Genomic DNA, 21,266 nt, shown 5'->3' with positions numbered 1-21,266 from the left:
ATGCTTAGGAGAAGATCATGGGTTTGTTCGATAAACTGAAATCATTGGTTTCGGATGATAAAAAAGACGTTGGCTACATTGAAATCGTGGCGCCGTTGTCTGGTGAAATTGTCAACATTGAAGACGTGCCTGACGTTGTTTTCGCTGAAAAAATCGTAGGCGACGGTATTGCCATCAAACCTGCGGGCAACAAAATGGTTGCTCCGGTTGACGGGACTATCGGTAAAATCTTCGAAACTAATCATGCTTTCTCAATCGAATCCGACAGTGGCATCGAACTGTTTGTTCACTTCGGTATCGACACCGTTGAACTGAAAGGCGAAGGCTTCAAACGCATCGCCGAAGAAGGTCAGCGTGTTAAGAAAGGCGATTTAGTCATCGAATTTGATCTGGCTCTTCTGGAAGAGAAAGCGAAGTCTACCCTGACTCCGGTTGTTATCTCTAACATGGACGAGATCAAAGAGCTGATTAAACTGACGGGTAGCGTGACTGTGGGCGAAACCCCAATCATCCGCATCAAGAAGTAATCAGCCCGAAGAAATACGAAGTAAAAAAAACGGCGCTCGATGCGCCGTTTTTTATTGTCTGAATCTTTTGTAAGACTGAAAAGACTGAACGTTTAAATCTTCCAGTGCGGCACCATCAGGCTGATGACCAGTCCGTGAGGCTGCGCATTGCGGGCATCGACATTGCCATCATGTGCCAGCATCACCTTGCGGGTAATCGCCAGCCCCAGGCCGTAACCTTTGCCAGACAGCGGCGATTTCACGCGCACAAACGGGTCAAAGATACTCGACAGCTTATCCTCTTCCACGCCCGGCCCCTGATCGGCCACTTCAATTTGCAGATATTCTTCAACCTGCGCCAGAGAAACGGTGATGGTTTGCCCGCGGGCGGAAAAACGCAGCGCATTGCGCACCACATTATCGACCGCGCGCCGCATCAGTTCGGCATTCCCTTTGACGGTGTAATCCATTTCGTCCGGCACTTCCGGATGCATCGTGATATTCACGCCCGGCAGTTGCGCTTCGTAGCGCGCATCATTAACGACCGCTTCGACCAGCCCGTACAGGTCAAAATATTCTTCGTCCGGGATTTCGCTGTTTTCTGCTCGTGACAGCGCAAGCAGTTCGCCGATCATCTTATCCAGACGCCCCGCTTCGTGCTCGATGCGGCTGAGAGAAGACTCAACGTTAGACGGATTTTGCCGCGCCAGACCAATCGCCAGCTGCAACCGGGCAAGAGGAGAACGCAGCTCGTGCGAAACGTCGTGCAACAACTCTTCACGCGCTTTCACCAGCACCTGCAAACGTTCTGCCATCGAGTCGAAATCGCGCGCCACCTCAGACAACTCATCGTGCCGTTTGCCCATACTGGTAAACAGACGCACCGATAAATCGCCCTGCGCAACCCGCCCAAACGCCTTACGCATTTGCAGCATCGGTCTTGTCAGGTTCCAGGCCAGCATCGCACTGAAAAGCAGCCCGCCTAACCCGCCAAGCCACAGCAACGGTGGCGGCATATTCAGCAACTCTTTGTGCCGCCTTGGCCGGTATTCATCCATCAGCCCGGCAACGTCGTAACGAAGACGATAACCCTGACCGTTTGGCCCCTGCACAAATTCCACCACTTCATGTGGGATCTTACCCGGCTCCAGAGCCTGCATCGTGCTGCCCTGCGCAGGAAGCAGTGAAGGCGTTACCGAGAAGAGTTGACGATCATCTTCCGGCCAGTCGGCCATCATGGCATTCAGCGCGGGCAAACCACCGGAATGGAGCGTGGAAACCGCCGAGGTAATCTGCAGTTTCACAAAGCGCCGGGCAATACTGCTTTCCGGCGGTTCATGCGGATTATAAAAAGCAAAAACCACCCAGAGCCCCTGAGTGATGGCCACGAAGGTAAACCAGAATCCCAGCAGGATTTTCCAGAACAACCTTCCGCGCAGGCGTTTAGCGGATTCGATAGCCAATGCTGCGCACCGTTTCAATAGTCAGAATATCGCCACCTTCCAGTGACCCCAGTTTCTGACGGATGTTACTGATATGCACATCAATGCTGCGATCGTACGCTTCACGCGGACGTCCCAGACCTTTCTCCGACAGCTCATCTTTGGACACCACGCGTTCAGGCGAACGCAGCAGCAGTTCCAGCAGGTTGAATTCTGACGCCGTGAGGTCGAATGGAACACCGCGCCATTCGCTGCTGCGGGTCGCCGGATTCAGCGTCAGGTCGCCATAGTTAACCGATGAGGAATCAGAATGCGATTCCTGCTGCTCTTCCACTCGACGCAGCACCGCACGCAGGCGCGCCACCAGTTCGCGCGGGTAGCACGGTTTTGGCATGTAATCGTCAGCGCCCATTTCCAGGCCGATCACGCGGTCAATATTGTCGCCTTTGGCCGTCAGCATGATAATCGGCAGACGGCTGTTTTTACGCACCTGACGCAGCACATCAATACCGCTCATGTCCGGCAACATAATGTCGAGGATCATTGCGGTGTATTCGCCAGACATCGCGCCTTCCACGCCCGCTTTACCGGTCAGCACCAGAGAGGCGTCAAAACCTTCTGCGATCAGGTATTCACTGAGCATGGTGCCTAATTCAAGATCGTCATCGACTAACAAAATTTTCATTCTTTATTTCCGCCTGGCTAAAATTTTGGTCATTTTTACCACTAAGCCTGCATTACGCAGCCGCTTTTACTCTTTTTTTACACAGTCTCTGGCAGAATTTCATCCCGCAGAAACCCGAGTGTAAGGAATAAAGGTAACGTGTTTTACGCTATCACTATTATAGAAGATTAAAATCAATCTGTTAGCGTTTAACAGAAAGCAAAAGGCAGGCGCAAAGGCCTGCCTGTTAAATGTGACCACGCTTTACGTCAGGAGTTCTTAGTCAGAAAAAACACCCGTCGAGAGATAACGGTCGCCACGATCGCAGATAATCGCCACCACCACGCTGCCCGGATGGCTTCTGGCAACGCGCAGCGCGCCGGCTACAGCGCCACCGGAGCTCACGCCGCAAAAGAGCCCTTCCTCGCGCGCCAGTGCGCGCATCGTGTCTTCTGCTTCGCCCTGCCCCATATCCATCACTTCATCCACCAGTTCGGGGTTAAAAATGCCGGGCAGATACGCCTGCGGCCAGCGGCGGATGCCGGGAATGCTGCTGCCTTCAGCCGGTTGCAGGCCGATAATCTGCACGCCCGCATGCTGGCTGCGCAAAAAGCGGCTGACGCCGGTGATTGTGCCCGTGGTGCCCATGCTGGAAACAAAATGCGTGACGCGCCCATGCGTTTGCTGCCAGATTTCCGGGCCGGTGGTGGTGAAATGCGCCAGCGGGTTATCCGGATTATTAAACTGATCCAGCACTTTGCCCTGCCCCTGCTTTTCCATATCCAGCGCCAGATCGCGTGCGCCTTCCATGCCCTGCGCGCGGCTGACCAGCAGAAGCTCTGCGCCATAAGCCCGCATCGACGCCTGCCGTTCCATGCTCATATTTTCCGGCATCAGCAATTTCAGCTTGTAACCTTTGAGCGCGGCGATCATGGCCAGCGCGATCCCGGTATTACCGCTGGTCGCTTCAATCAGCGTATCGCCCGGACGGATTTCACCGCGCTTTTCCGCCTGTTCAATCATAAACAGCGCGGCGCGATCCTTGACCGAACCGGCAGGATTATTGCCTTCCAGCTTGACCCAAATTTCACTGTCCAGATCTTTGGGTAATCGCTGTAATCTCACCAGCGGTGTATTACCGATGTAATGTTCGAGCGTACTCACGGGGCTTGCCTTATATCAAAACGAACTATGGACTGATAAAAATTACATAAAGAGATATCAGACGATAAAAAGGGCGGCTCGAAGACCGCCCTGAGAAACCTGCTGATTAAAAAATATCAGGCGCTCTTCGCTAACGCAACGGGTTGTAGCGGCTGATCGCCCGCATACAGGCGTCCGTTCAGCCCGCCGACATAAAAACGATCGCCGCGCTGCGGAGCCGCATTGCCGTGAGTATCAGAAAGCACCACGGAAAGCGGTTCGTCATGCCAGCCTTCGGCCTGCACAATCAGTTGCCAGAAGTGACCACGCGGGCTGACTTCCAGCACTTTCACCGGCAGCGGGCAACGTGGCGTACTCTGGGCGGTAATTTCCATTTCCCACGGACGCAGGAACAAATCCACCGCGCCCTGATGCAGCGGCGGGTTTTCCAGCGGCCAGTGATGCGCGCCCACATACAACTGCGAGCCGCGAATATCACCGCTGATTTTATTCACTTCGCCCATGAATTCCAGTACGAAGCGGGTCGCCGGCTCACGCCAGATTTCCTGCGGTGCGCCCACCTGCTCAATATTGCCCTGACTCATCACCACCACGCGGTCCGCCACTTCCATGGCTTCTTCCTGATCGTGAGTCACGAAGACACTGGTGAATTTCAGTTCTTCATGTAACTGACGCAGCCAGCGGCGCAGTTCTTTACGCACCTGCGCATCGAGCGCACCAAACGGTTCATCGAGCAGCAGGATTTGCGGTTCCACGGCCAGCGCACGCGCCAGCGCGACACGCTGTTTCTGGCCACCGGAAAGCTGCGCCGGATAGCGGTTTGCCAGATGGCCTAACTGCACCATCTCCAGCAATTTCGTGACCTTCTGTTTGATCGCTTCCGCGTTCGGACGTTCGCGGCGCGGCAAAACGGTCAGGCCGAAAGCAATATTGTCGAACACCGTCATGTGGCGGAACAGCGCGTAATGCTGGAACACAAAACCGACCTGACGATCGCGGGCATGTACACGGGTCACGTCTTTATCGTGAAAACTCAGGCGACCGGCGCTCTGATTTTCCAGACCGGCGATGATGCGCAGCAGCGTCGTTTTGCCGGAACCGGACGGCCCGAGCAGCGCTACCATCTCACCGGAAGCAATATCGAGCGAAATATCATTGAGCACCTTCGTGCGGCCAAAGTATTTGTTGATACCGTTAATTTCAATGCTCATGATTTTCCTCCCGTTCAAGACGGTCGTTGTGGCGCTTCAGACGCCATTGCAGGCCGCTTTTCAGAAACAGTGTGACAATTGCCATCAGGGTCAACAGCGCGGCGGCAGTAAACGCGCCCGCTGTGTTGTAGTCCTGATGCAGTAATTCAACCTGTAAAGGCAGCGTGTAGGTTTCGCCGCGGATAGAACCGGACACCACCGACACGGCACCGAACTCGCCAATCGCACGGGCATTGGTCAGCACCACGCCGTACAGCAAAGCCCAGCGGATATTGGGTAACGTGACACGGCGGAACATCTGCCAGCCGGACGCGCCCAGCAGTACCGCCGCTTCATCTTCGTGGCTGCCCTGGCTCAGCATCACCGGCACCAGTTCACGGATAACAAACGGACAGGTCACGAAAATCGTCACCATCACCATGCCTGGCCACGCGAACATAAACTGAATGTTGTGCGCATCAAGCCAGCCACCAAGCGGGCCGTTGGTGCCGTAAAACAGTAAATACAGCAAACCGGCCACCACCGGCGAGACGGCAAAGGGGATGTCGATCAGCGTCAGAAGCAGCTGACGCCCCGGAAAGTTAAAGCGCGCCACCAGCCAGGCCAGCAGCGTGCCGAAAATCAGGTTCACCGGCACGGTGATCAGGGCCATCAGCACGGTCAGCCAGATGGAATGCAACATGTCGGAGTCCGACAGATTCTTCCAGACCGCCGCGATGCCGTCCGAAAACGCCAGCACAAAAATGCTGATCATCGGGATCACCAGCAGCAGAATACAAATCAGCACGCCGGTGCCGATGAGCAGCCATTTCACCCAGTCGACGGGCTGGCGGGTTTCGCGTGCAAAAGCCGGAATATCAGACATTACTGGCCTCCCAGACGACGGCCATAACGGCTCTGTAAAGTATTAATCGCAAAGAGTAACAGCAGTGACGCCGCGAGGATCACCGACGCAATGGCGCTGGCCGCCGGATAATCAAATTCCTGCAAGCGGATGAAAATCATCAGCGAAGTCACTTCGGTCTTCCAGGCAATGTTCCCGGCAATGAAAATCACCGCGCCAAATTCACCAAGGCTACGGGTAAATGACAGCGCCGTGCCCGCCAGCAGCGAAGGCATCACTTCCGGCAACACAACGCGGCGAAAACTCTGCCAGCGCGATGCGCCCAGTGTCTCGGCGGCTTCTTCGTATTCCGGGCCCAGCTCTTCGAGAACCGGCTGCACGGTGCGCACGACAAACGGAATACTGGTGAATGACATTGCCACGGCGATACCCAGCCAGGTGTAGGCCACTTTGATATCAAAATGCGCCAGCCACTGGCCGTAAAAACCGGTAGTGGAAAACAGTCCGGCCAGCGTCAGACCGGCCACGGCGGTCGGCAACGCAAACGGCAAATCCATCAGGCCATCAATCAGGCTTTTGCCCGGAAATTCATAACGCGTCAGGATCCAGGCCATCAGCATGCCGAATAAGCCGTTGAAAATACTTGCCACGCCCGCCGCCAGCAGCGTGACTTTATACGCCGCTACGACCTGACCGTTGGTGATGACATCCCAGTATTGCGCCAGCGTCATTTGTGAAAGCTGCATCACCAGCGCACTCAGCGGCAGCAATAACACCAGACACACGAACAGCAGGCTGCTGCCGAGGCTCAGGGTAAATCCGGGTAATACGCGTTTGCTCGTCAACAACATTACTGGTGACCTTGCTCTAACAGTTTGTCCAGCTCACCGCCGGTACTGAAATGGGTTTCCATCACTTGTGGCCAGCCGCCGAACTGATCTTCAACCTTGAACAGTTGGGTATCCGGGAACTGCCCTTTTGCCGCCGCCATCGCCGTTTTGTCATACACGCGGTAATTAAAACTGGTGATGATTTTTTGCGCCTGCGGGCTCCACAAGTAATTCAGATAATCTTTTGCTGCTTTTTCCGTGCCGTTTTTCTCGACATTTTTGTCGACCCAGGCCACCGGGAACTCCGCCAGAATGTCGACCTTCGGCACAATGACTTCGTATTTATCGTCGCCATACTGTTTGCGGATGTTGTTCACTTCAGATTCGAAGCTGATTAACACATCGCCCAGACCGCGCTCCACAAACGTCGTTGTCGCGCCGCGACCGCCGGTATCAAACACCTGCACGTTTTTCAGGAAACTCGCCATTTTCGCGCGGGTCTGTGCGGTATTTTTGTTGTCTTCAAGGTTGTAAGCGCCCCATGCACCGAGATAGGTGTAGCGGCCATTGCCGGACGTTTTCGGATTCGGGAACACCAGAGCGACGCCGGGACGCGCTAAATCATCCCAGCTGTGGATGTTTTTGGGATTTCCCTTGCGCACCAGAAACGCCATGGTGGAATAAAACGGCGAGCTGTTATTGGGCAGACGGCTTTGCCAGTCGGCGGGGATCAGATTGCCTTTGTCATGCAGGATCTGCACGTCAGTCACCTGGTTGTAGGTCACCACGTCGGCTTTCAGGCCCTGCAGGATCGCCAGCGCCTGTTTGGAAGAACCGGCGTGCGACTGTTTGATCTCGAGTTTGTCGCCGTTGTTCTGATCCGCCCACTGTTTCTGAAAAGGCGGATTCAGCGCGGCAAAAAGCTCACGGGATACGTCATAAGAACTGTTCAGCAATTCGGTGGCAGACGCCGCCCCGCTGGTCAGCAACAGTGCAGCCAGCGAACCTTTCAGCAAATTTCCAGCAAAACCAATCGTTTTCATGCTCAGCCTCAGGTGAATGAACCGGTATGCAGCGTCATAAAAGCCGCTCAATATCACACAGTGTATTTATAACTGAGGTTAAGGCTGTAACGGTTTTATATACCAATTGGTGATTTTCAAGCATGAAAAGCTATAAGGCATTAACAAACGCAAGGAGAAAGGCGGGGAGAAGGAACGAAGCGCGCCCGGAAACGGGCGCGCTGAACGCATTATTCTTTATAACTCAGAGAACTTACAGTGCAGCCAGACGGGTCAGGGACGGCGCGAAGAAATAGCTGCCGGTCACCGGACGGGTGAAACGCAGCATCGCGTCACGTTTGCCATCCAGATCGCCAAACATACTGAGCAACTGTTTCTCAATGTTCCACAAACGCGCGGCATAGCTGATGAAATACAGGCCGTGCTCGCCGCTGGCGGTGCCGTAAGGCAGACTCTGGCGAAGAATTTTCAGGCCTTTGCCGTCTTCTTTCAGATCCACGCGGCTGACGTGGGAAGTTTCAGGGCGCGTTTCCGGATCCAGCTCTTCGTCGGTGTCCTTCGTACGACCAATGACTTCTTCTTGCTGCTGCACGGAGAAACGTTCCCATTGCACCAGATTATGTTTCCACCGCTGAACCATCACGTAGCTGCCGCCTGCGTCCACAGAACCTTCAGGAATGATGGCAACCTGCGCGCGGGCGTCGGCTTTCGGGTTTTCGGTGCCGTCGACAAAACCGCTGAGGTCACGTTCTTCGAGAGCGCGGAAACCGTGGGTTTCTTCTTCCACCACAATCGCGCTGCCAAATGCTTTCAGCGCGGCCTGTGCGAGCGCGAAGTTAACATCATGGCGCAATGACTGAATGTGCAGCAGCATGTCGCGCTGCGTGGCCGGGGCCAGCCCTTTGCCCAGCGGTTCAAAGTTTTTCAGCTCGTCTGCGCCCTGATTGCTGGACAAGTCACGCCAGACATCGTGACCAAAAGCCACGACCGCGCCCACATGTTCAGCGGGGAATTTTTGCTGCATAGCGTTTAATGCGGCCACAAATGCACGGCAGCCCTGCCGGAGCGCATCCAGGTCACCCTGAGCTTTCGCTTCAATGTAAATGGCGAAACGGCAATGTTCGGGCAAAATACCGCTCTGAACCTGAGTCATTTTTCTCATCCTCGTTAAATTGACCGGCGACATCATACCGGATGTCAATAAAAATGCCTTGCGCGAAGGCAAGGCATTAAGGACTTCTTTTGCAGGCTAAAGCGCCGGGAAGCGAAAAACGTCGTTACTGCGCCTGACCGGTTTGCAGCGGATTAGCGCGCCAGACGATTTTGCTGACTTTCCAGTCTTTCAGGGCGTCGTCAGAAGGCATCAGGGATTCCGGACCGTGCCAGATCCCGCTGAACACATAGGTAACGTGCGCGCTTTGCGGCGCTTTACATTCTACGTTCTCCGCATCGTCGCCCTCGCCTTTCACACACGAATCAAACGCTTTGGTATAGAGATCGCTGAACGACGTGCCAATTTTCACGCCCCACTGGCTCGCGACGGCAGAGTCCATCACATCCACACGCTGCACGTTGCCTTTCGGCTCGCCGCTGACCGACAGTTTCACGTCTTTGCCGTCCATCGCCTGGAAGAAACTCAGCATTTTTCCGTCGCTCATCGACATGCCGCTGCGCAGGGAATAGCTACCGTTGAGCCCGTCTTTGATGGCGGTTTCCGTCAGTGGCGTACTGGCCGTGATGCCGCCCACGCCTTGTTCGGTAACGGTCAGACTGCTGCCAAACCAGTTAAGCGGGTTAAGACTTGACCACGACATATGCGGCATTGACGGCATTGACGAGCAACCGGCGAGAAAAAGCGGTAACGCCAGCAACATCGGGCGGGCCCGTAAGCGAACAGTCATTCGGTACACTCCTTTCCTGCCGGTTTCGGTTGGCCGGGACGGCCTGACGGATAAACCGGCAGCGAATTTATTATTTGGAAATCGTTGTTAAGCGCCAGTTCGAGTACTTTCTTTCCAAAAAAGTTCAGCGCGAGCCGCGAAATGGCATCAGGCCAGACGGCGCGCGGCATCAAAACAGGCCCGCAAACGGCGGCTGAGCAGCCAGTAAGCCAGTGCAGCGGCGTCGAGCAATGCCAGCATAATATCGACCGCCGACAGGGTATCGTTACTTTGCCACACGCCCAGCCCCTGCAAGGCAAAGGTCACAAACATCCCCGCCAGCAGCAGCCAGTAACCCGCCTGCCAGACGCGCGGCCACAGATGGCGGCGTCCGCTTAACAGAAAAATCAGCGCGGGCGGTAACCCCAGCAGCATACCGGACCAGAAACTCTGCGGATCAGGGTAAAACAGCGACAGCATATCGCTGCCCTGCTGGCGTGAAGCGCCCGCCATGACGAACAGCAGCCAGGTGCGAGCCTGCAAAATCAGGATTGTCCAGAACCACAGAGGTAACCGCAACATACCGTGATCGTTATAATCTTCCGGATTCATAAACGTGACACACATTCCTTCAGACAAAGTGAAATTAAACAATAATCAACGCAGCTTAAGAAACTGTTAAGAACAATCTGCTTTACTGTCTCTCAACGCGGCAACAGTCTTGAAAAATGTCATTGTTGCCGGGACATACTCTGGAAACGTTAAATTAAGGACGACCTATTATGATGAAGAAGATCACTCTGGCAACCCTCATTACACTTTGTTCCGCGACGGCGTTCGCACAACAAACTGGCGGGTTCAGCGGCCCTTCTGCCCAGGAAGCCCAAACACAACCGGCGGCGCAGGGCGGATTCACCGGCACGACGGCGCTCAGCACCGTGAAAGATGTGCAGACGATGAAAGACGACCAGTGGGTGATGCTCGAAGGCTTCCTCGATCAGCGTGTTGATCACGACAAATATATTTTCCGTGATAGCACCGGCACGCTCAACGTGGAAATCGACGGCAAACGCTGGCAGGGGCAGAACGTCTCGCCAAAAGATAAAATCCGCATTGAAGGTAAAGTCGATAAAGACTGGAACTCTGTGGAAGTGGACGTCAAAAGCGTAACAGTGATCAAATAATCACGCGTTAAAACTTTGGACGTAAAAAAGCCCCGGCGGTGAGTCACCTGCCGGGGCTTTTTATTGCTTCTTTTAGCATCTGTTCAACGGGTTTTCAGTATTCCTGATCTTCAATCAGACGTTTGCCGAGCAATAACGTATCTGAAATTTCGTAACCCAGTTTTTCATACATGCTAACTACCGCATCATTTTCGGCACGCACCATTAAATTCATTTTCGGGCAGCCGCGCGCAATCAGTTTCTTTTCAAGCCGATTCACCAGTGCGTTCGCAATGCCACGCCCGCGATAATCCGGGTGAACGCCCAGATAATTTGCCGAACCGCGATGGCCGTCGTAGCCGCCCATCAGCGTACCCACCACTTCGCCACCGACTTCCGCCACCAGGAAATACTCGGGGCTGTGGTTAATTTTACGTTCAATATCCAGTTCAGGATCATTCCACGGACGCAGCAGATCGCAGCGCTCCCATAAGGTCAGAACTTCTTCGAAATCTTCTTGACGGTATACGCGAATTTCCATCACTGTTCGCCGCTGTTGGTTAATAAAGAAATAGGGTTTATTTGATTATCGCGTGATCTGCTTGATACGCAACATCAAAATCACAACCTGCACAATTAATGACCGCATTTTACCGGTAAACTTAGCCGACAAAAGAAGCTATAAGCCATTCATCGAACAGATATTTATTCGTCGAAATATTCATTCGCGACACATTATTCATAAAAAGTAATAGTTCTCAGATCGAAACTATAAAATAGATACTCTATAACATAAGGCATTCTGCTTTTTTTCTGACGGTAATGGACTGATGTTAAACCCCCTGAACAAATTTTTGCATTTCCAGCCTCTTCCCGCTGCCGCCACCCGTCGCCAATTGTTGCTGTCCGGCCTGGGGCTCGCGATTGCTGCTTTTGGTTCCCGCTCAGCCAGTGCCGCGCAGCAGGAACACATCACGAAATCCGCCCCCGCGCCGAAACCGCCGGGTTCTAAAAAGCTGGTGATGATTGATCCCGGCCACGGCGGGATTGATTCCGGTGCCGTCGGCCATGAAGGCTCAGAAGAAAAACATGTGGTGCTGGAGATCGCCAACTACGTGCGTGAATTCCTCGGCGATCAGAGCCACATCGAGGTCCGGCTGACGCGCGATTCAGACCACTTCATTCCGCTTTACCAGCGCGTGGAACTGGCTCATCAGCATCAGGCTGACTTGTTCGTCTCGATTCATGCCGACGGTTACACCAGCCCGAGCGCTTCCGGCGCATCGGTATTTGCGCTGTCAAACCGCGGTGCGAGCAGCGCCATGGCGCGGTATATGTCGAAAAAAGAGAACGACGCCGATCTGGTTGCAGGCGCGAAGTACGCCAAAGAAGACAACAACTATCTGCAACAGGTGCTGTTCGATCTGGTCCAGACTGACACCATTAAAAACAGCCTGACGCTCGGCCATCACGTTCTCGAAAGGATCCGCCCGATCCACCATCTGCACAGCCAGCAGACAGAACAGGCGGCGTTTGCCGTACTGAAATCCCCGTCAATTCCGTCGATTCTGGTGGAAACGTCGTTTATCACCAATCATCAGGAAGAACAGCTGCTCAGCACCACCGCGTTCCGCCGTGAAATTGCGCAGGCCATTTCTCAGGGGATTGTGAATTTCTTCAGCTATTTCGACGCCAACGAGCGTAAACCGCGATAACCTTCCTGCTTCACGTCCCAGATACGCGGGTTGTTCTGGGCGATCCGACGGGTTTTGGGGTTATAATCTCGTTCTCAATTTGATTCAGCGCCCGCAGGGTGCTGAATGTCTTTTCAGTCAACGTCTGCGAGTTTGCCCGTGAGCCAATCAATCCCCGACATTCAGCAAGTCAAAACCTTCCTGCTCAAGCTTCAGGACCACATTTGCCAGCAACTCGCTGCCGCCGATGGCAAAGGCCAGTTCGCGCAGGACCAGTGGGTTCGCGAAGAAGGCGGTGGCGGCCAGAGCCGGGTATTGACCAACGGCGCTGTCTTCGAGCAGGCCGGTGTTAATTTTTCACACGTTTCCGGTGCTGCCTTACCCGCATCAGCCACCGCGCATCGTCCTGAGCTGGCGGGCCGCAGTTTTCAGGCGATGGGCGTTTCGCTGGTCATTCATCCGCTCAATCCTTACGTGCCGACCAGTCACGCCAACGTGCGTTTCTTTATTGCGGAAAAGCCCGGTGAAGCGCCTGTGTGGTGGTTTGGCGGCGGTTTTGACCTCACCCCTTACTACGGTTTTGAAGAAGACGCCCGCCACTGGCATCAGACCGCACAACAACTTTGTCAGCCGTTCGGCGATGACGTGTATCCGAAATACAAAAAATGGTGTGACGATTACTTCTTTATCAAACACCGCAACGAAGCGCGCGGCATCGGCGGATTATTCTTTGATGACCTGAACACGCCTGATTTCGACACCTGCTTTGCGTTCATGCAGGCGGTGGGCAAAGGCTTCACCGACGCCTATCTGCCGGTGGTCGAAAAACGCAAATCCCTGCCGTGGGGAGAAAGTGAGCGCCAGTTCCAGCTTTACCGCCGTGGTCGCTATGTGGAATTCAATCTGGTGTGGGATCGCGGCACGTTGTTCGGCCTGCAAACCGGTGGCCGCACGGAGTCGATTCTGATGTCCATGCCACCGCTGGTTCGCTGGGAATATGGTTATCAGCCAGAAGCGGGCAGCCCGGAAGCCGCGCTGTACACCGATTTTCTGCCGGTTCGCGACTGGCTGAACGGGGAGAAACGCTGATGCAAATCTGGGTTGATGCGGATGCCTGTCCGAACGTTATTAAAGAAGTGTTGTTCCGCGCCGCCGAACGCACCGGCATGATGGTGACGCTGGTGGCTAACCAGACGATCCGCACGCCGCCATCGAAATTCCTGCGGACCCTGCGCGTCGAAGCAGGTTTTGACGTCGCCGATAACGAAATTGTTAAACGTACTGAACCGGGCGATCTGGTGGTCACCGCGGATATTCCGCTGGCGGCGGAAGTTATCGAAAAAGGGGGCGTTGCGCTGAACCCGCGCGGTGAGCGTTACACCACTGAAACCATTAAAGAGCGCCTGAACATGCGTGATTTCATGGACACTATGCGCGCCAGCGGCGTGCAAACCGGCGGGCCGCCTGTACTTAATCAGCGTGACCGCCAGCAATTCGCCAATGAACTGGATAAATGGCTGCAACAAGCTAGAAAATAATCCGGTCAGAGGAACCTGCTGTACCACTACATTTAAAGGAATAATAAAAATGGTCAAAAAGATCATACTGGATTGCGATCCGGGGCACGACGATGCCATCGCGATGTTACTCGCCCACGGGAATCCCGATATCGAACTGCTTGCCGTCACCACGGTGGTCGGCAATCAGACGCTGGAAAAAGTCACCCGTAATGCGCTGGCCGTTGCCCGCGTGATCAACCTGACCGGCGTACCGTTTGCCGCCGGAGCCACCCGCCCGCTGGTACGACAAATCGAAGTAGCCGACGAAATTCACGGAGAATCCGGCCTTGATGGCCCGGTTTTACCGGAAGCTGCCATCACGCTTGAACCCGTTCATGCCATCGACCTGATCATTGACTTGATCATGTCTCATCCGCCAAAAACCATCACACTGGTCCCGACCGGCGGCCTGACCAATATCGCCATGGCCGTGCGCAAAGAGCCGCGCATTGCCGAACGCGTGAAAGAAGTCGTACTGATGGGTGGCGGCTACCATGTGGGTAACTGGAGCGCCGTGGCTGAATTCAATATCAAGATTGATCCCGAAGCCGCGCACATCGTTTTCAACGAAAAATGGCCGCTGACCATGGTTGGCTTAGACCTTACGCATCAGGCTTTAGCGACACCCGAAGTGGCCGCGAGAATCGCCGCTGTTGGCACGCAACCGGCGAAATTTGTCGGTGAGTTGCTCGATTTCTTCGGCCTGAGCTACAAAGACCGCCAGGGCTTTGATTCCCCGCCGGTTCATGATCCGTGCGCCGTGGCCTACGTTATTGACCCGAACGTGATGACCGTACAAAAAGTCCCGGTAGACATTGAGCTGACCGGCACCTTAACGCTGGGCATGACGGTTGCGGACTTCCGTTCACCGCCGCCGCCGGATTGCCACACGCAGGTCGCGGTCAAACTCGATCATCAGCGTTTCTGGGATCTCATCGTCGATGCGCTCGAACGTATCGGCGAAGTGAAATACTGATTTACTTAGGAAGAAAAGCTTTCCCCTAAATCATTCGTGCTGCAGAAAGGCGGCAATTGAGCGAACCCGATGAGCTGACACAGGTCAGTGATTCGGGTTCACGAGTGCAGCCAACGCATCTGCAGCGCGAAGGATGACGGGGAAATTAAAGAGGCTCGGTTTGCGCTTCCACTACGGCTAACGCGACCATATTCACAATGCGTCTGACCGACGCAATCGGCGTCAGAATATGCACCGGTTTCGCCACGCCCATCAACACCGGCCCCACAGTGACCCCTTCCGAACTCGACACCCGCAGCAGGTTATAGCTGATACGCGCCGATTCCATGTTCGGCATGATCAGGATATTCGCCGCCCCTTTGAGCGGGCTGTCCGGCATGATGTCCTGCCGGATACTTTCGACCAGCGCCGCATCGCCGTGCATCTCGCCGTCAATTTCCAGCGAAGGTTCGAGCGCATTGACCAGCTCCAGCGTCCGGCGCATTTTGAGCGCCGCCGGGCTGTCAGATGTCCCAAAGCTGGAATGCGACAGCAGAGCCACTTTCGGTTCAATACCAAAGCGCCGTACCGTTTCCGCCGCCATCAGCGTGATTTCGGCCAGCTGTTCTGCGGTCGGATCGTCATTGACGTAAGTGTCCGCAATAAACGTATTTCCGCTGGGCAGCAGCAACGCGTTCATGGCACCGGCAACGTGCGCACCCTCGCGGAATCCGAACACTTTTTCGACGATATCGTAATGCTCGTGGTAGGTGCCGACCGTTCCGCAAATCATCGCGTCAGCCTCGCCGCGCAGCAGCATAATGGCGGAAATCAGCGTCGGATTGCCGATAACCGCCCGCCGCGCCTGCTCCTGCGACACACCACGGCGTTTCATCAGTTCATAATATTCGCGCCAGTATTCGTTAAAGCGCGGATCGGATTCGTTGTTCACCACTTCAAAATCCCGGCCTGCTTCAAGCTGTAAACCGAGTTTCTTGATACGCATTTCGATAACGCTTGGCCGACCGACCAGAATCGGTTTCGCCAGCCCGAGAGAAACCAGCTCCTGCGTCGCCTGTAAAACGCGCTCCTCTTCCCCTTCCGCCATCACCACGCGTTTGGCGTCTTTTTTGGCCTGAGAGAAAATCGGCTTCATAAACAGATTGGTTTTGTAGACAAACTCCGACAGTTTTTCGACATAGGCATCGAAGTCCAGAATGGGCCGCGTTGCCACGCCGGAATCCATCGCCGCTTTCGCCACCGCTGGCGCGATTTTCACAATCAGGCGCGGATCAAAAGGTTTGGGAATGATGTAATCCGGGCCAAATGAAAGCTCTTCTTCACCGTAAGCCGACGCAACCACATCGCTTTGCTCCGCCATCGCCAGGTCGGCAATCGCATGAACGCAGGCCAGCTTCATTTCCTCGTTGATGGTTGTTGCGCCGACGTCCAGCGCACCACGGAAAATAAACGGGAAGCACAGGACATTGTTCACCTGATTAGGGTAATCCGAACGTCCCGTGCAGATAATGGCATCCGGGCGCACGGCCTTCGCCAGCGGCGGCAGGATTTCAGGCTCGGGGTTAGCCAGCGCCAGAATCAGCGGGGATTTCGCCATGGTTTTCACCATGTCCTGCGTCAGTACGCCGGGACCGGAACAGCCGAGGAAAATATCCGCAGCGGGGATCGCATCCGCCAGCGTGCGCTGTCCGTTATCTTCAATGGCATAGGCCGCCTTGGTTTCGGCCATGTTCTCTTCACGGCCTTTATATATGACGCCGCGGGAATCACAGGCCGTGATGTTGTGGCGTTTCAGGCCGAGCGCCACCAGCAAATTCAGGCAGGCAATGGCAGACGCACCGGCACCGGACACCACCAGCCGCACGTCCGAAATATCTTTCCCGACTACGCGCAAACCGTTGAGCACCGCCGCGGTACAGATAATTGCCGTTCCGTGCTGATCGTCGTGAAACACCGGAATATTCATCCGCTCGCGCAGTTTGCTCTCAATGTAAAAACACTCCGGCGCTTTGATATCTTCGAGATTGATCCCGCCGAACGTCGGTTCGAGTGCGGCGATCACTTCGATCAGTTTATCGGGATCGAGCTCATCGACTTCGATATCAAAAACATCGATACCGGCGAATTTCTTGAACAAAACCCCTTTGCCTTCCATCACCGGTTTTCCCGCCAGCGCGCCGATATTGCCCAGCCCGAGAACTGCCGTACCGTTGGAAATTACCGCCACCAGATTTCCACGTGCAGTGTATTTATAGGCCGCAAGCGGATCTCTGGCGATCTCCAGACAGGGCGCTGCCACGCCGGGAGAGTACGCCAGCGCCAGATCACGTTGTGTGGCAAGAGGTTTGGTCGGCGAAACCTGAATTTTTCCGGGCACCGGAAATTCATGATAATCGAGCGCGCTTTGCTTGAGTTGTTCGTCCATCGTAGGGTCCTTTTCTTGTTTCTTATTTTATGTAGGGACAGCAGGGTACAGAGGCAACATCAACCTCCGTTTAACCCGATGACAGTATAGATAAACTGCCACGATAAACGCCGGATAACGACCAAAATTTAGCCGTTACATTGATTGCTTTTCGTTCACGGAAGACGTCTCGCAAAATTCGACTACGCTTAAAGTTTGACCTTGCGCTTTCCTCTCACGCCCCGCAGTCTGAGCTGCGACGCGGGCTCCATTGTTATGACCCATCGCAACAATCAGAAATAGCGCATTCAGTTTGTTAACAGAATGATGCAGGGTAGGAGCCCAATAAAAATCCACTGAATAACGATTTTGCCGTAACGTTTTCACTAACCGGAGAAAAATATGCCTTCTCGCAGAGAGCTCGCTAATGCTATCCGTGCATTGAGCATGGACGCCGTCCAGAAAGCCAACAGCGGTCACCCGGGTGCCCCGATGGGCATGGCGGATATCGCTGAAGTGCTGTGGCGTGATTACATGAATCACAACCCGGCCAATCCGAAATGGGCAGACCGCGACCGTTTCATTTTGTCCAACGGCCACGGCTCCATGCTGATCTACAGCCTGCTGCACCTCACCGGTTATGACCTGCCGATGACAGAGCTGGAAAACTTCCGCCAGCTGCATTCCAAAACGCCGGGTCACCCGGAATACGGTTACACGCCGGGCGTTGAAACCACTACCGGCCCGCTGGGTCAGGGCATCGCCAACGCGGTCGGTTTTGCGATCGCAGAACGCACGCTGGCGGCGCAGTTCAACCGCGATAACCACGACATTGTGAACCACCACACCTACGCCTTTATGGGCGACGGTTGCATGATGGAAGGCATTTCCCACGAAGCCTGCTCGCTGGCTGGCACCATGAAACTCGGCAAACTGACCGCGTTTTATGATGACAACGGTATTTCCATCGACGGCCACGTGGAAGGCTGGTTCACCGACGACACAGCCAAACGCTTTGAAGCCTACGGCTGGCACGTCATTCGTGGCATTGACGGCCACAATTCAGATGCCATCAAAGCGGCGATTGAAGAATCCCACAAGGTCACCGACCGACCTTCCCTGCTGATGTGCAAAACCATCATTGGCTTTGGTTCCCCGCATAAAGCCGGTACGCACGATGCGCACGGCGCGGCTCTCGGCGCAGACGAAGTGGCGGCAACCCGCAAGGCGCTGGGCTGGAACTACCCGGCATTTGAAATCCCACAGGATATTTATGCCGCATGGGATGCCAAAGAAGCCGGTAAAGCCAAAGAAAAAGCGTGGAATGATAAATTAGCGGCTTATGCCAAAGATCATCCTGAGCTGGCGGCTGAATTTGAACGTCGCGTCAGCGGTGAACTGCCCGCGAACTGGGAAGCCGAAGCGCAGAAATTTATTGAGGAATTACAGGCAAATCCGGCAAATATCGCCAGCCGTAAAGCCTCACAAAATACGCTGGAACGCTTTGGCAAAATTTTGCCTGAATTCCTTGGCGGCTCCGCTGACCTGGCCCCGAGCAACCTGACCCTGTGGTCCGGCTCGAAATCGCTCGGTGACGATCTGGCCGGTAACTACATTCATTACGGCGTCCGCGAATTCGGGATGACCGCGATTTCCAACGGCATCACGCTGCACGGCGGTTTCCTGCCTTATTCCGCGACCTTCCTGATGTTCGTCGAATACGCCCGTAACGCGGTGCGTATGGCGGCACTGATGAAAATCCGCAACGTATTCGTGTATACCCATGACTCCATCGGTCTGGGCGAAGACGGCCCGACGCACCAGCCGGTGGAACAAATGGCCAGCCTGCGCGTGACGCCGAATATGAGCCTGTGGCGTCCTGCGGATCAGGTCGAATCCGCCATCGCCTGGAAAACTGCGATTGAGCGCAAAGACGGCCCGACGGCGCTGATCTTCTCCCGCCAGAACCTGACGCAACAACCGCGTACCGCTGAACAGCTGGCAAACGTGGCGCGCGGAGGTTATGTGCTGAAAGATTCCGATGGCACGCCGGAAATCATCCTGATTGCGACCGGTTCGGAAGTGGGCATTACGGTTGAAGCGGCAGACAAACTGGCGGCAGCGGGCACCAGAGTGCGCGTGGTTTCTATCCCGTCGACCGACGCCTTCGACAAACAGGACGCGGCGTATCGCGAATCCGTACTGCCGAAAGCCGTAACCGCGCGTCTGGCGGTGGAAGCGGGTATTGCGGATTACTGGTACAAGTATGTCGGCCTGAACGGCGACGTTATCGGTATGACCACCTTCGGCGAATCCGCTCCGGCGGAGCTGCTGTTCAAAGAGTTCGGTTTTACCGTGGATAACGTGGTTGCAAAAGCACAGGCATTGCTGAAGTAATCTCCGGCACATTTCCCTCTCTGTAAAAAGAGGGGGAAATGCTGGCTAAAAATCTCACATCTGCCCCCTTCCTGCTTGATGAATGCCCCCTCTCCGGTAAAGTCCCGTCCCTTCTTTGGCATGGGGATCAATAATGTTTATTGGATTTGACTACGGTACAGCGAATTGCTCAGTGGCAGTGATGCGCGATAATAACGCCCAACTTCTGGCGTTAGAAAATAATGATCCTTATTTACCCTCCATGCTCTGTGCGCCAACCCGTGAAGCCGTCAGCGAATGGCTGAACCGCCACGGGCAGGTGCCGACAGGCAGTGATGAAAATCTGGCGCTGCTGCGCCGCAGTATCAGCTTTAACCGCGAAGAAGATATTCCGGTCAACGCCAACAGCGTGCACTTTGGTTTGCAGGCGCTGGCGACCTACATGGAAGATCCGGAAGAAGTGTATTTCGTTCGTTCTCCGAAATCGTTTCTTGGCGCAAACGGCCTGAAGCCACAGCAGATTGCCCTGTTCGAAGATCTGGTCTGCGCGATGATGTATCACATCAAACGTCAGGCAGAATCTGTTTTGCAGGAAAGCATTGAGCAGACGGTGATTGGCCGTCCGATCAACTTCCAGGGCATGGGCGGTGAGGAAGCCAACCGTCAGGCGCAGGGGATTTTGCAGCGCGCGGCTGAACGTGCCGGTTTCCGTGATATCGCTTTCCAGTTCGAGCCGGTAGCGGCAGGTCTGGATTTTGAAGCCACCCTGACCGATGAGAAAACGGTGCTGGTCGTGGATATCGGCGGCGGAACTACCGACTGTTCCGTTCTGCTGATGGGCCCGCAGTGGCGCGATAAAGCCGAACGCCAGAGCAGTCTGCTCGGCCACAGCGGTTGCCGCGTTGGCGGTAACGATCTGGATATCATGACCGCGTTCAAACAGCTCACGCCTCAGTTCGGCATGGGCAGCGAAACGCAAAAAGGTATCGCGATCCCGGCATTACCTTACTGGAATGCGGTCGCGACCAATGACGTTCCGGCGCAGGTGGATTTCTACAGCGTGGCGAATGGCCGTATGCTGCGTGATCTGATCCGCGACGCCGCGCAGCCGGATCTCATTAAGCGCCTGCTGAAAGTACAGCAACAGCGCCTGAGCTACCGTCTGGTGCGTGCCGCCGAAGAAAGTAAAATTGCCCTTTCCGAGCGCGAGAGCGTCACGGCGGCCATGGACTTCATCGAATCCGGTCTGGCAGAAACCATCAGCCAGCAGCAACTGAGTGACGCGATTTCTCAGCCGCTGGAACGCATTCAGGAGCAGGTCAGCCTGGCGCTGGCCAGCAGCGAAATCAAACCGGATGTGATTTATCTGACCGGTGGCAGCGCCCGTTCTCCGCTTTTACGTGCCGCATTGCAGGCACAGTTGCCGGGGATCCCGCTGGTCGGGGGCAATGATTTTGGCTCGGTCACTGCCGGTCTGGCGCGCTGGGCACAAACACTGTTCCGTTGATTTACGGCTTCACAAAAACAAAAA

The 21,266-nt window shown here is 54.9% G+C and carries 20 protein-coding genes; 8 read left to right on the top strand and 12 right to left on the bottom strand.

Translation table 11 applies throughout. From position 1 onward, the window contains the following. The first annotated feature begins 17 nt into the window (after positions 1–17). On the top strand, positions 18–527 hold the full coding sequence (crr, locus tag BV494_RS00785) for a PTS glucose transporter subunit IIA (RefSeq protein ID WP_104921126.1): 510 nt from the start codon (positions 18–20) through the stop codon (positions 525–527). Between the two features lie 92 nt (positions 528–619). On the opposite strand, the gene BV494_RS00780 is transcribed toward crr, so the two are convergent. The 10 genes from BV494_RS00780 to BV494_RS00735 all read right to left on the bottom strand — a co-directional run bounded on the left by BV494_RS00780 (position 620) and on the right by BV494_RS00735 (position 10,175). After that, positions 620–1,969, bottom strand: a complete 1,350-nt coding sequence (locus BV494_RS00780; RefSeq protein ID WP_104921125.1) for a HAMP domain-containing sensor histidine kinase — start codon at positions 1,967–1,969, stop codon at positions 620–622. Beyond that, positions 1,950–2,633, bottom strand: coding sequence for a response regulator transcription factor (locus tag BV494_RS00775; protein ID WP_101076260.1), 684 nt, complete (start codon positions 2,631–2,633; stop codon positions 1,950–1,952). Before BV494_RS00775 ends, BV494_RS00780 begins: the two co-directional genes overlap by 20 nt. A 258-nt stretch (positions 2,634–2,891) precedes the next feature. Next, entirely contained in the window at positions 2,892–3,776 is an 885-nt protein-coding gene (cysM, locus tag BV494_RS00770) for a cysteine synthase CysM (protein ID WP_104921124.1), read from the bottom strand. A 116-nt stretch (positions 3,777–3,892) separates the two neighbouring features. After that, entirely contained in the window at positions 3,893–4,987 is a 1,095-nt protein-coding gene (gene cysA, locus BV494_RS00765) for a sulfate/thiosulfate ABC transporter ATP-binding protein CysA (protein ID WP_104921123.1), read from the bottom strand. Beyond that, positions 4,977–5,852, bottom strand: a complete 876-nt coding sequence (cysW, locus tag BV494_RS00760; RefSeq protein ID WP_104921122.1) for a sulfate/thiosulfate ABC transporter permease CysW — start codon at positions 5,850–5,852, stop codon at positions 4,977–4,979. The genes cysA and cysW overlap by 11 nt, the downstream gene beginning before the upstream one ends. Beyond that, positions 5,852–6,682: a sulfate/thiosulfate ABC transporter permease CysT gene (gene cysT / locus BV494_RS00755; protein ID WP_101076275.1), complete on the bottom strand. Its 831-nt coding sequence runs from the start codon at positions 6,680–6,682 to the stop codon at positions 5,852–5,854. The genes cysW and cysT overlap by 1 nt, the downstream gene beginning before the upstream one ends. Next, positions 6,682–7,704, bottom strand: a complete 1,023-nt coding sequence (locus BV494_RS00750) for a sulfate ABC transporter substrate-binding protein (RefSeq protein ID WP_104921121.1) — start codon at positions 7,702–7,704, stop codon at positions 6,682–6,684. The genes cysT and BV494_RS00750 overlap by 1 nt, the downstream gene beginning before the upstream one ends. A gap of 232 nt (positions 7,705–7,936) precedes the next feature. After that, positions 7,937–8,836, bottom strand: a complete 900-nt coding sequence (locus tag BV494_RS00745; RefSeq protein ID WP_104921120.1) for a Dyp-type peroxidase — start codon at positions 8,834–8,836, stop codon at positions 7,937–7,939. Between the two features lie 124 nt (positions 8,837–8,960). Then, positions 8,961–9,584 (bottom strand): RpoE-regulated lipoprotein, encoded by a 624-nt coding sequence (locus BV494_RS00740; protein ID WP_104921119.1) that lies wholly within the window; start codon positions 9,582–9,584, stop codon positions 8,961–8,963. Between the two features lie 147 nt (positions 9,585–9,731). Beyond that, complete coding sequence (locus tag BV494_RS00735; protein ID WP_104921118.1) at positions 9,732–10,175, bottom strand: DUF2919 domain-containing protein; 444 nt, start codon at positions 10,173–10,175, stop codon at positions 9,732–9,734. Positions 10,176–10,348: 173 nt separating this feature from the next. Between BV494_RS00735 and BV494_RS00730 the strand changes: the two genes are divergently transcribed. Then, a complete protein-coding gene (locus BV494_RS00730) occupies positions 10,349–10,747 on the top strand; it encodes a YgiW/YdeI family stress tolerance OB fold protein (protein WP_192938121.1) in 399 nt (132 codons plus the stop codon). A gap of 94 nt (positions 10,748–10,841) precedes the next feature. Here BV494_RS00730 and BV494_RS00725 read toward each other — a convergent pair whose 3' ends face one another. Then, the gene (locus BV494_RS00725; protein ID WP_104921116.1) at positions 10,842–11,267 is read right to left on the bottom strand and encodes a GNAT family acetyltransferase; all 426 of its coding nucleotides are present in this window, start codon (positions 11,265–11,267) and stop codon (positions 10,842–10,844) included. A 289-nt stretch (positions 11,268–11,556) separates the two neighbouring features. On the opposite strand from BV494_RS00725, the gene amiA reads away from it, so the two are divergent. From amiA to uriH, 4 genes are all read left to right on the top strand, one after another. Then, positions 11,557–12,441 (top strand): N-acetylmuramoyl-L-alanine amidase AmiA, encoded by an 885-nt coding sequence (gene amiA / locus BV494_RS00720; RefSeq protein WP_104921115.1) that lies wholly within the window; start codon positions 11,557–11,559, stop codon positions 12,439–12,441. 105 nt (positions 12,442–12,546) lie between these two features. Then, positions 12,547–13,509, top strand: a complete 963-nt coding sequence (hemF, locus tag BV494_RS00715; protein WP_104921114.1) for an oxygen-dependent coproporphyrinogen oxidase — start codon at positions 12,547–12,549, stop codon at positions 13,507–13,509. Next, on the top strand, positions 13,509–13,958 hold the full coding sequence (locus BV494_RS00710; RefSeq protein ID WP_104921113.1) for a YaiI/YqxD family protein: 450 nt from the start codon (positions 13,509–13,511) through the stop codon (positions 13,956–13,958). Before hemF ends, BV494_RS00710 begins: the two co-directional genes overlap by 1 nt. Before the next feature lie 49 nt (positions 13,959–14,007). Continuing rightward, the gene (uriH, locus tag BV494_RS00705; protein ID WP_104921112.1) at positions 14,008–14,955 is read left to right on the top strand and encodes a uridine-preferring nucleoside hydrolase UriH; all 948 of its coding nucleotides are present in this window, start codon (positions 14,008–14,010) and stop codon (positions 14,953–14,955) included. Between the two features lie 145 nt (positions 14,956–15,100). On the opposite strand, the gene maeB is transcribed toward uriH, so the two are convergent. After that, the gene (gene maeB / locus BV494_RS00700; RefSeq protein ID WP_104921111.1) at positions 15,101–17,380 is read right to left on the bottom strand and encodes an NADP-dependent oxaloacetate-decarboxylating malate dehydrogenase; all 2,280 of its coding nucleotides are present in this window, start codon (positions 17,378–17,380) and stop codon (positions 15,101–15,103) included. 381 nt (positions 17,381–17,761) lie between these two features. On the opposite strand from maeB, the gene tkt reads away from it, so the two are divergent. Together tkt and yegD are read left to right on the top strand one after the other, a co-directional pair. After that, complete coding sequence (tkt, locus tag BV494_RS00695) at positions 17,762–19,756, top strand: transketolase (RefSeq protein WP_104921110.1); 1,995 nt, start codon at positions 17,762–17,764, stop codon at positions 19,754–19,756. 133 nt (positions 19,757–19,889) lie between these two features. Continuing rightward, the gene (gene yegD / locus BV494_RS00690) at positions 19,890–21,242 is read left to right on the top strand and encodes a molecular chaperone (protein ID WP_104921109.1); all 1,353 of its coding nucleotides are present in this window, start codon (positions 19,890–19,892) and stop codon (positions 21,240–21,242) included. The last annotated feature ends 24 nt before the right edge of the window (positions 21,243–21,266 follow it).

Source organism: Rahnella sikkimica, from assembly GCF_002951615.1.
GTDB lineage: Bacteria > Pseudomonadota > Gammaproteobacteria > Enterobacterales > Enterobacteriaceae > Rahnella > Rahnella sikkimica.
Note: the sequence above shows the minus strand (reverse complement) of the source record. Positions and strands in the feature narration are given on the sequence as shown.

Excerpts from the sequence above, each read along its gene's own strand:
- BV494_RS00735 (WP_104921118.1), bottom strand. The coding sequence starts at position 10,175 with ATGAATCCGGAAGATTATAACGATCACGGTATGTTGCGGTTACCTCTG.
- maeB (WP_104921111.1), bottom strand. The coding sequence starts at position 17,380 with ATGGACGAACAACTCAAGCAAAGCGCGCTCGATTATCATGAATTTCCG.
- BV494_RS00725 (WP_104921116.1), bottom strand. The coding sequence starts at position 11,267 with ATGGAAATTCGCGTATACCGTCAAGAAGATTTCGAAGAAGTTCTGACC.
- hemF (WP_104921114.1), top strand. The coding sequence starts at position 12,547 with ATGTCTTTTCAGTCAACGTCTGCGAGTTTGCCCGTGAGCCAATCAATC.
- BV494_RS00750 (WP_104921121.1), bottom strand. The coding sequence starts at position 7,704 with ATGAAAACGATTGGTTTTGCTGGAAATTTGCTGAAAGGTTCGCTGGCT.
- BV494_RS00710 (WP_104921113.1), top strand. The coding sequence starts at position 13,509 with ATGCAAATCTGGGTTGATGCGGATGCCTGTCCGAACGTTATTAAAGAA.
- cysW (WP_104921122.1), bottom strand. The coding sequence starts at position 5,852 with ATGTCTGATATTCCGGCTTTTGCACGCGAAACCCGCCAGCCCGTCGAC.
- uriH (WP_104921112.1), top strand. The coding sequence starts at position 14,008 with ATGGTCAAAAAGATCATACTGGATTGCGATCCGGGGCACGACGATGCC.
- BV494_RS00745 (WP_104921120.1), bottom strand. The coding sequence starts at position 8,836 with ATGACTCAGGTTCAGAGCGGTATTTTGCCCGAACATTGCCGTTTCGCC.
- BV494_RS00775 (WP_101076260.1), bottom strand. The coding sequence starts at position 2,633 with ATGAAAATTTTGTTAGTCGATGACGATCTTGAATTAGGCACCATGCTC.
- amiA (WP_104921115.1), top strand. The coding sequence starts at position 11,557 with ATGTTAAACCCCCTGAACAAATTTTTGCATTTCCAGCCTCTTCCCGCT.
- cysT (WP_101076275.1), bottom strand. The coding sequence starts at position 6,682 with ATGTTGTTGACGAGCAAACGCGTATTACCCGGATTTACCCTGAGCCTC.
- tkt (WP_104921110.1), top strand. The coding sequence starts at position 17,762 with ATGCCTTCTCGCAGAGAGCTCGCTAATGCTATCCGTGCATTGAGCATG.
- BV494_RS00740 (WP_104921119.1), bottom strand. The coding sequence starts at position 9,584 with ATGACTGTTCGCTTACGGGCCCGCCCGATGTTGCTGGCGTTACCGCTT.
- yegD (WP_104921109.1), top strand. The coding sequence starts at position 19,890 with ATGTTTATTGGATTTGACTACGGTACAGCGAATTGCTCAGTGGCAGTG.
- crr (WP_104921126.1), top strand. The coding sequence starts at position 18 with ATGGGTTTGTTCGATAAACTGAAATCATTGGTTTCGGATGATAAAAAA.
- cysA (WP_104921123.1), bottom strand. The coding sequence starts at position 4,987 with ATGAGCATTGAAATTAACGGTATCAACAAATACTTTGGCCGCACGAAG.
- BV494_RS00730 (WP_192938121.1), top strand. The coding sequence starts at position 10,349 with ATGAAGAAGATCACTCTGGCAACCCTCATTACACTTTGTTCCGCGACG.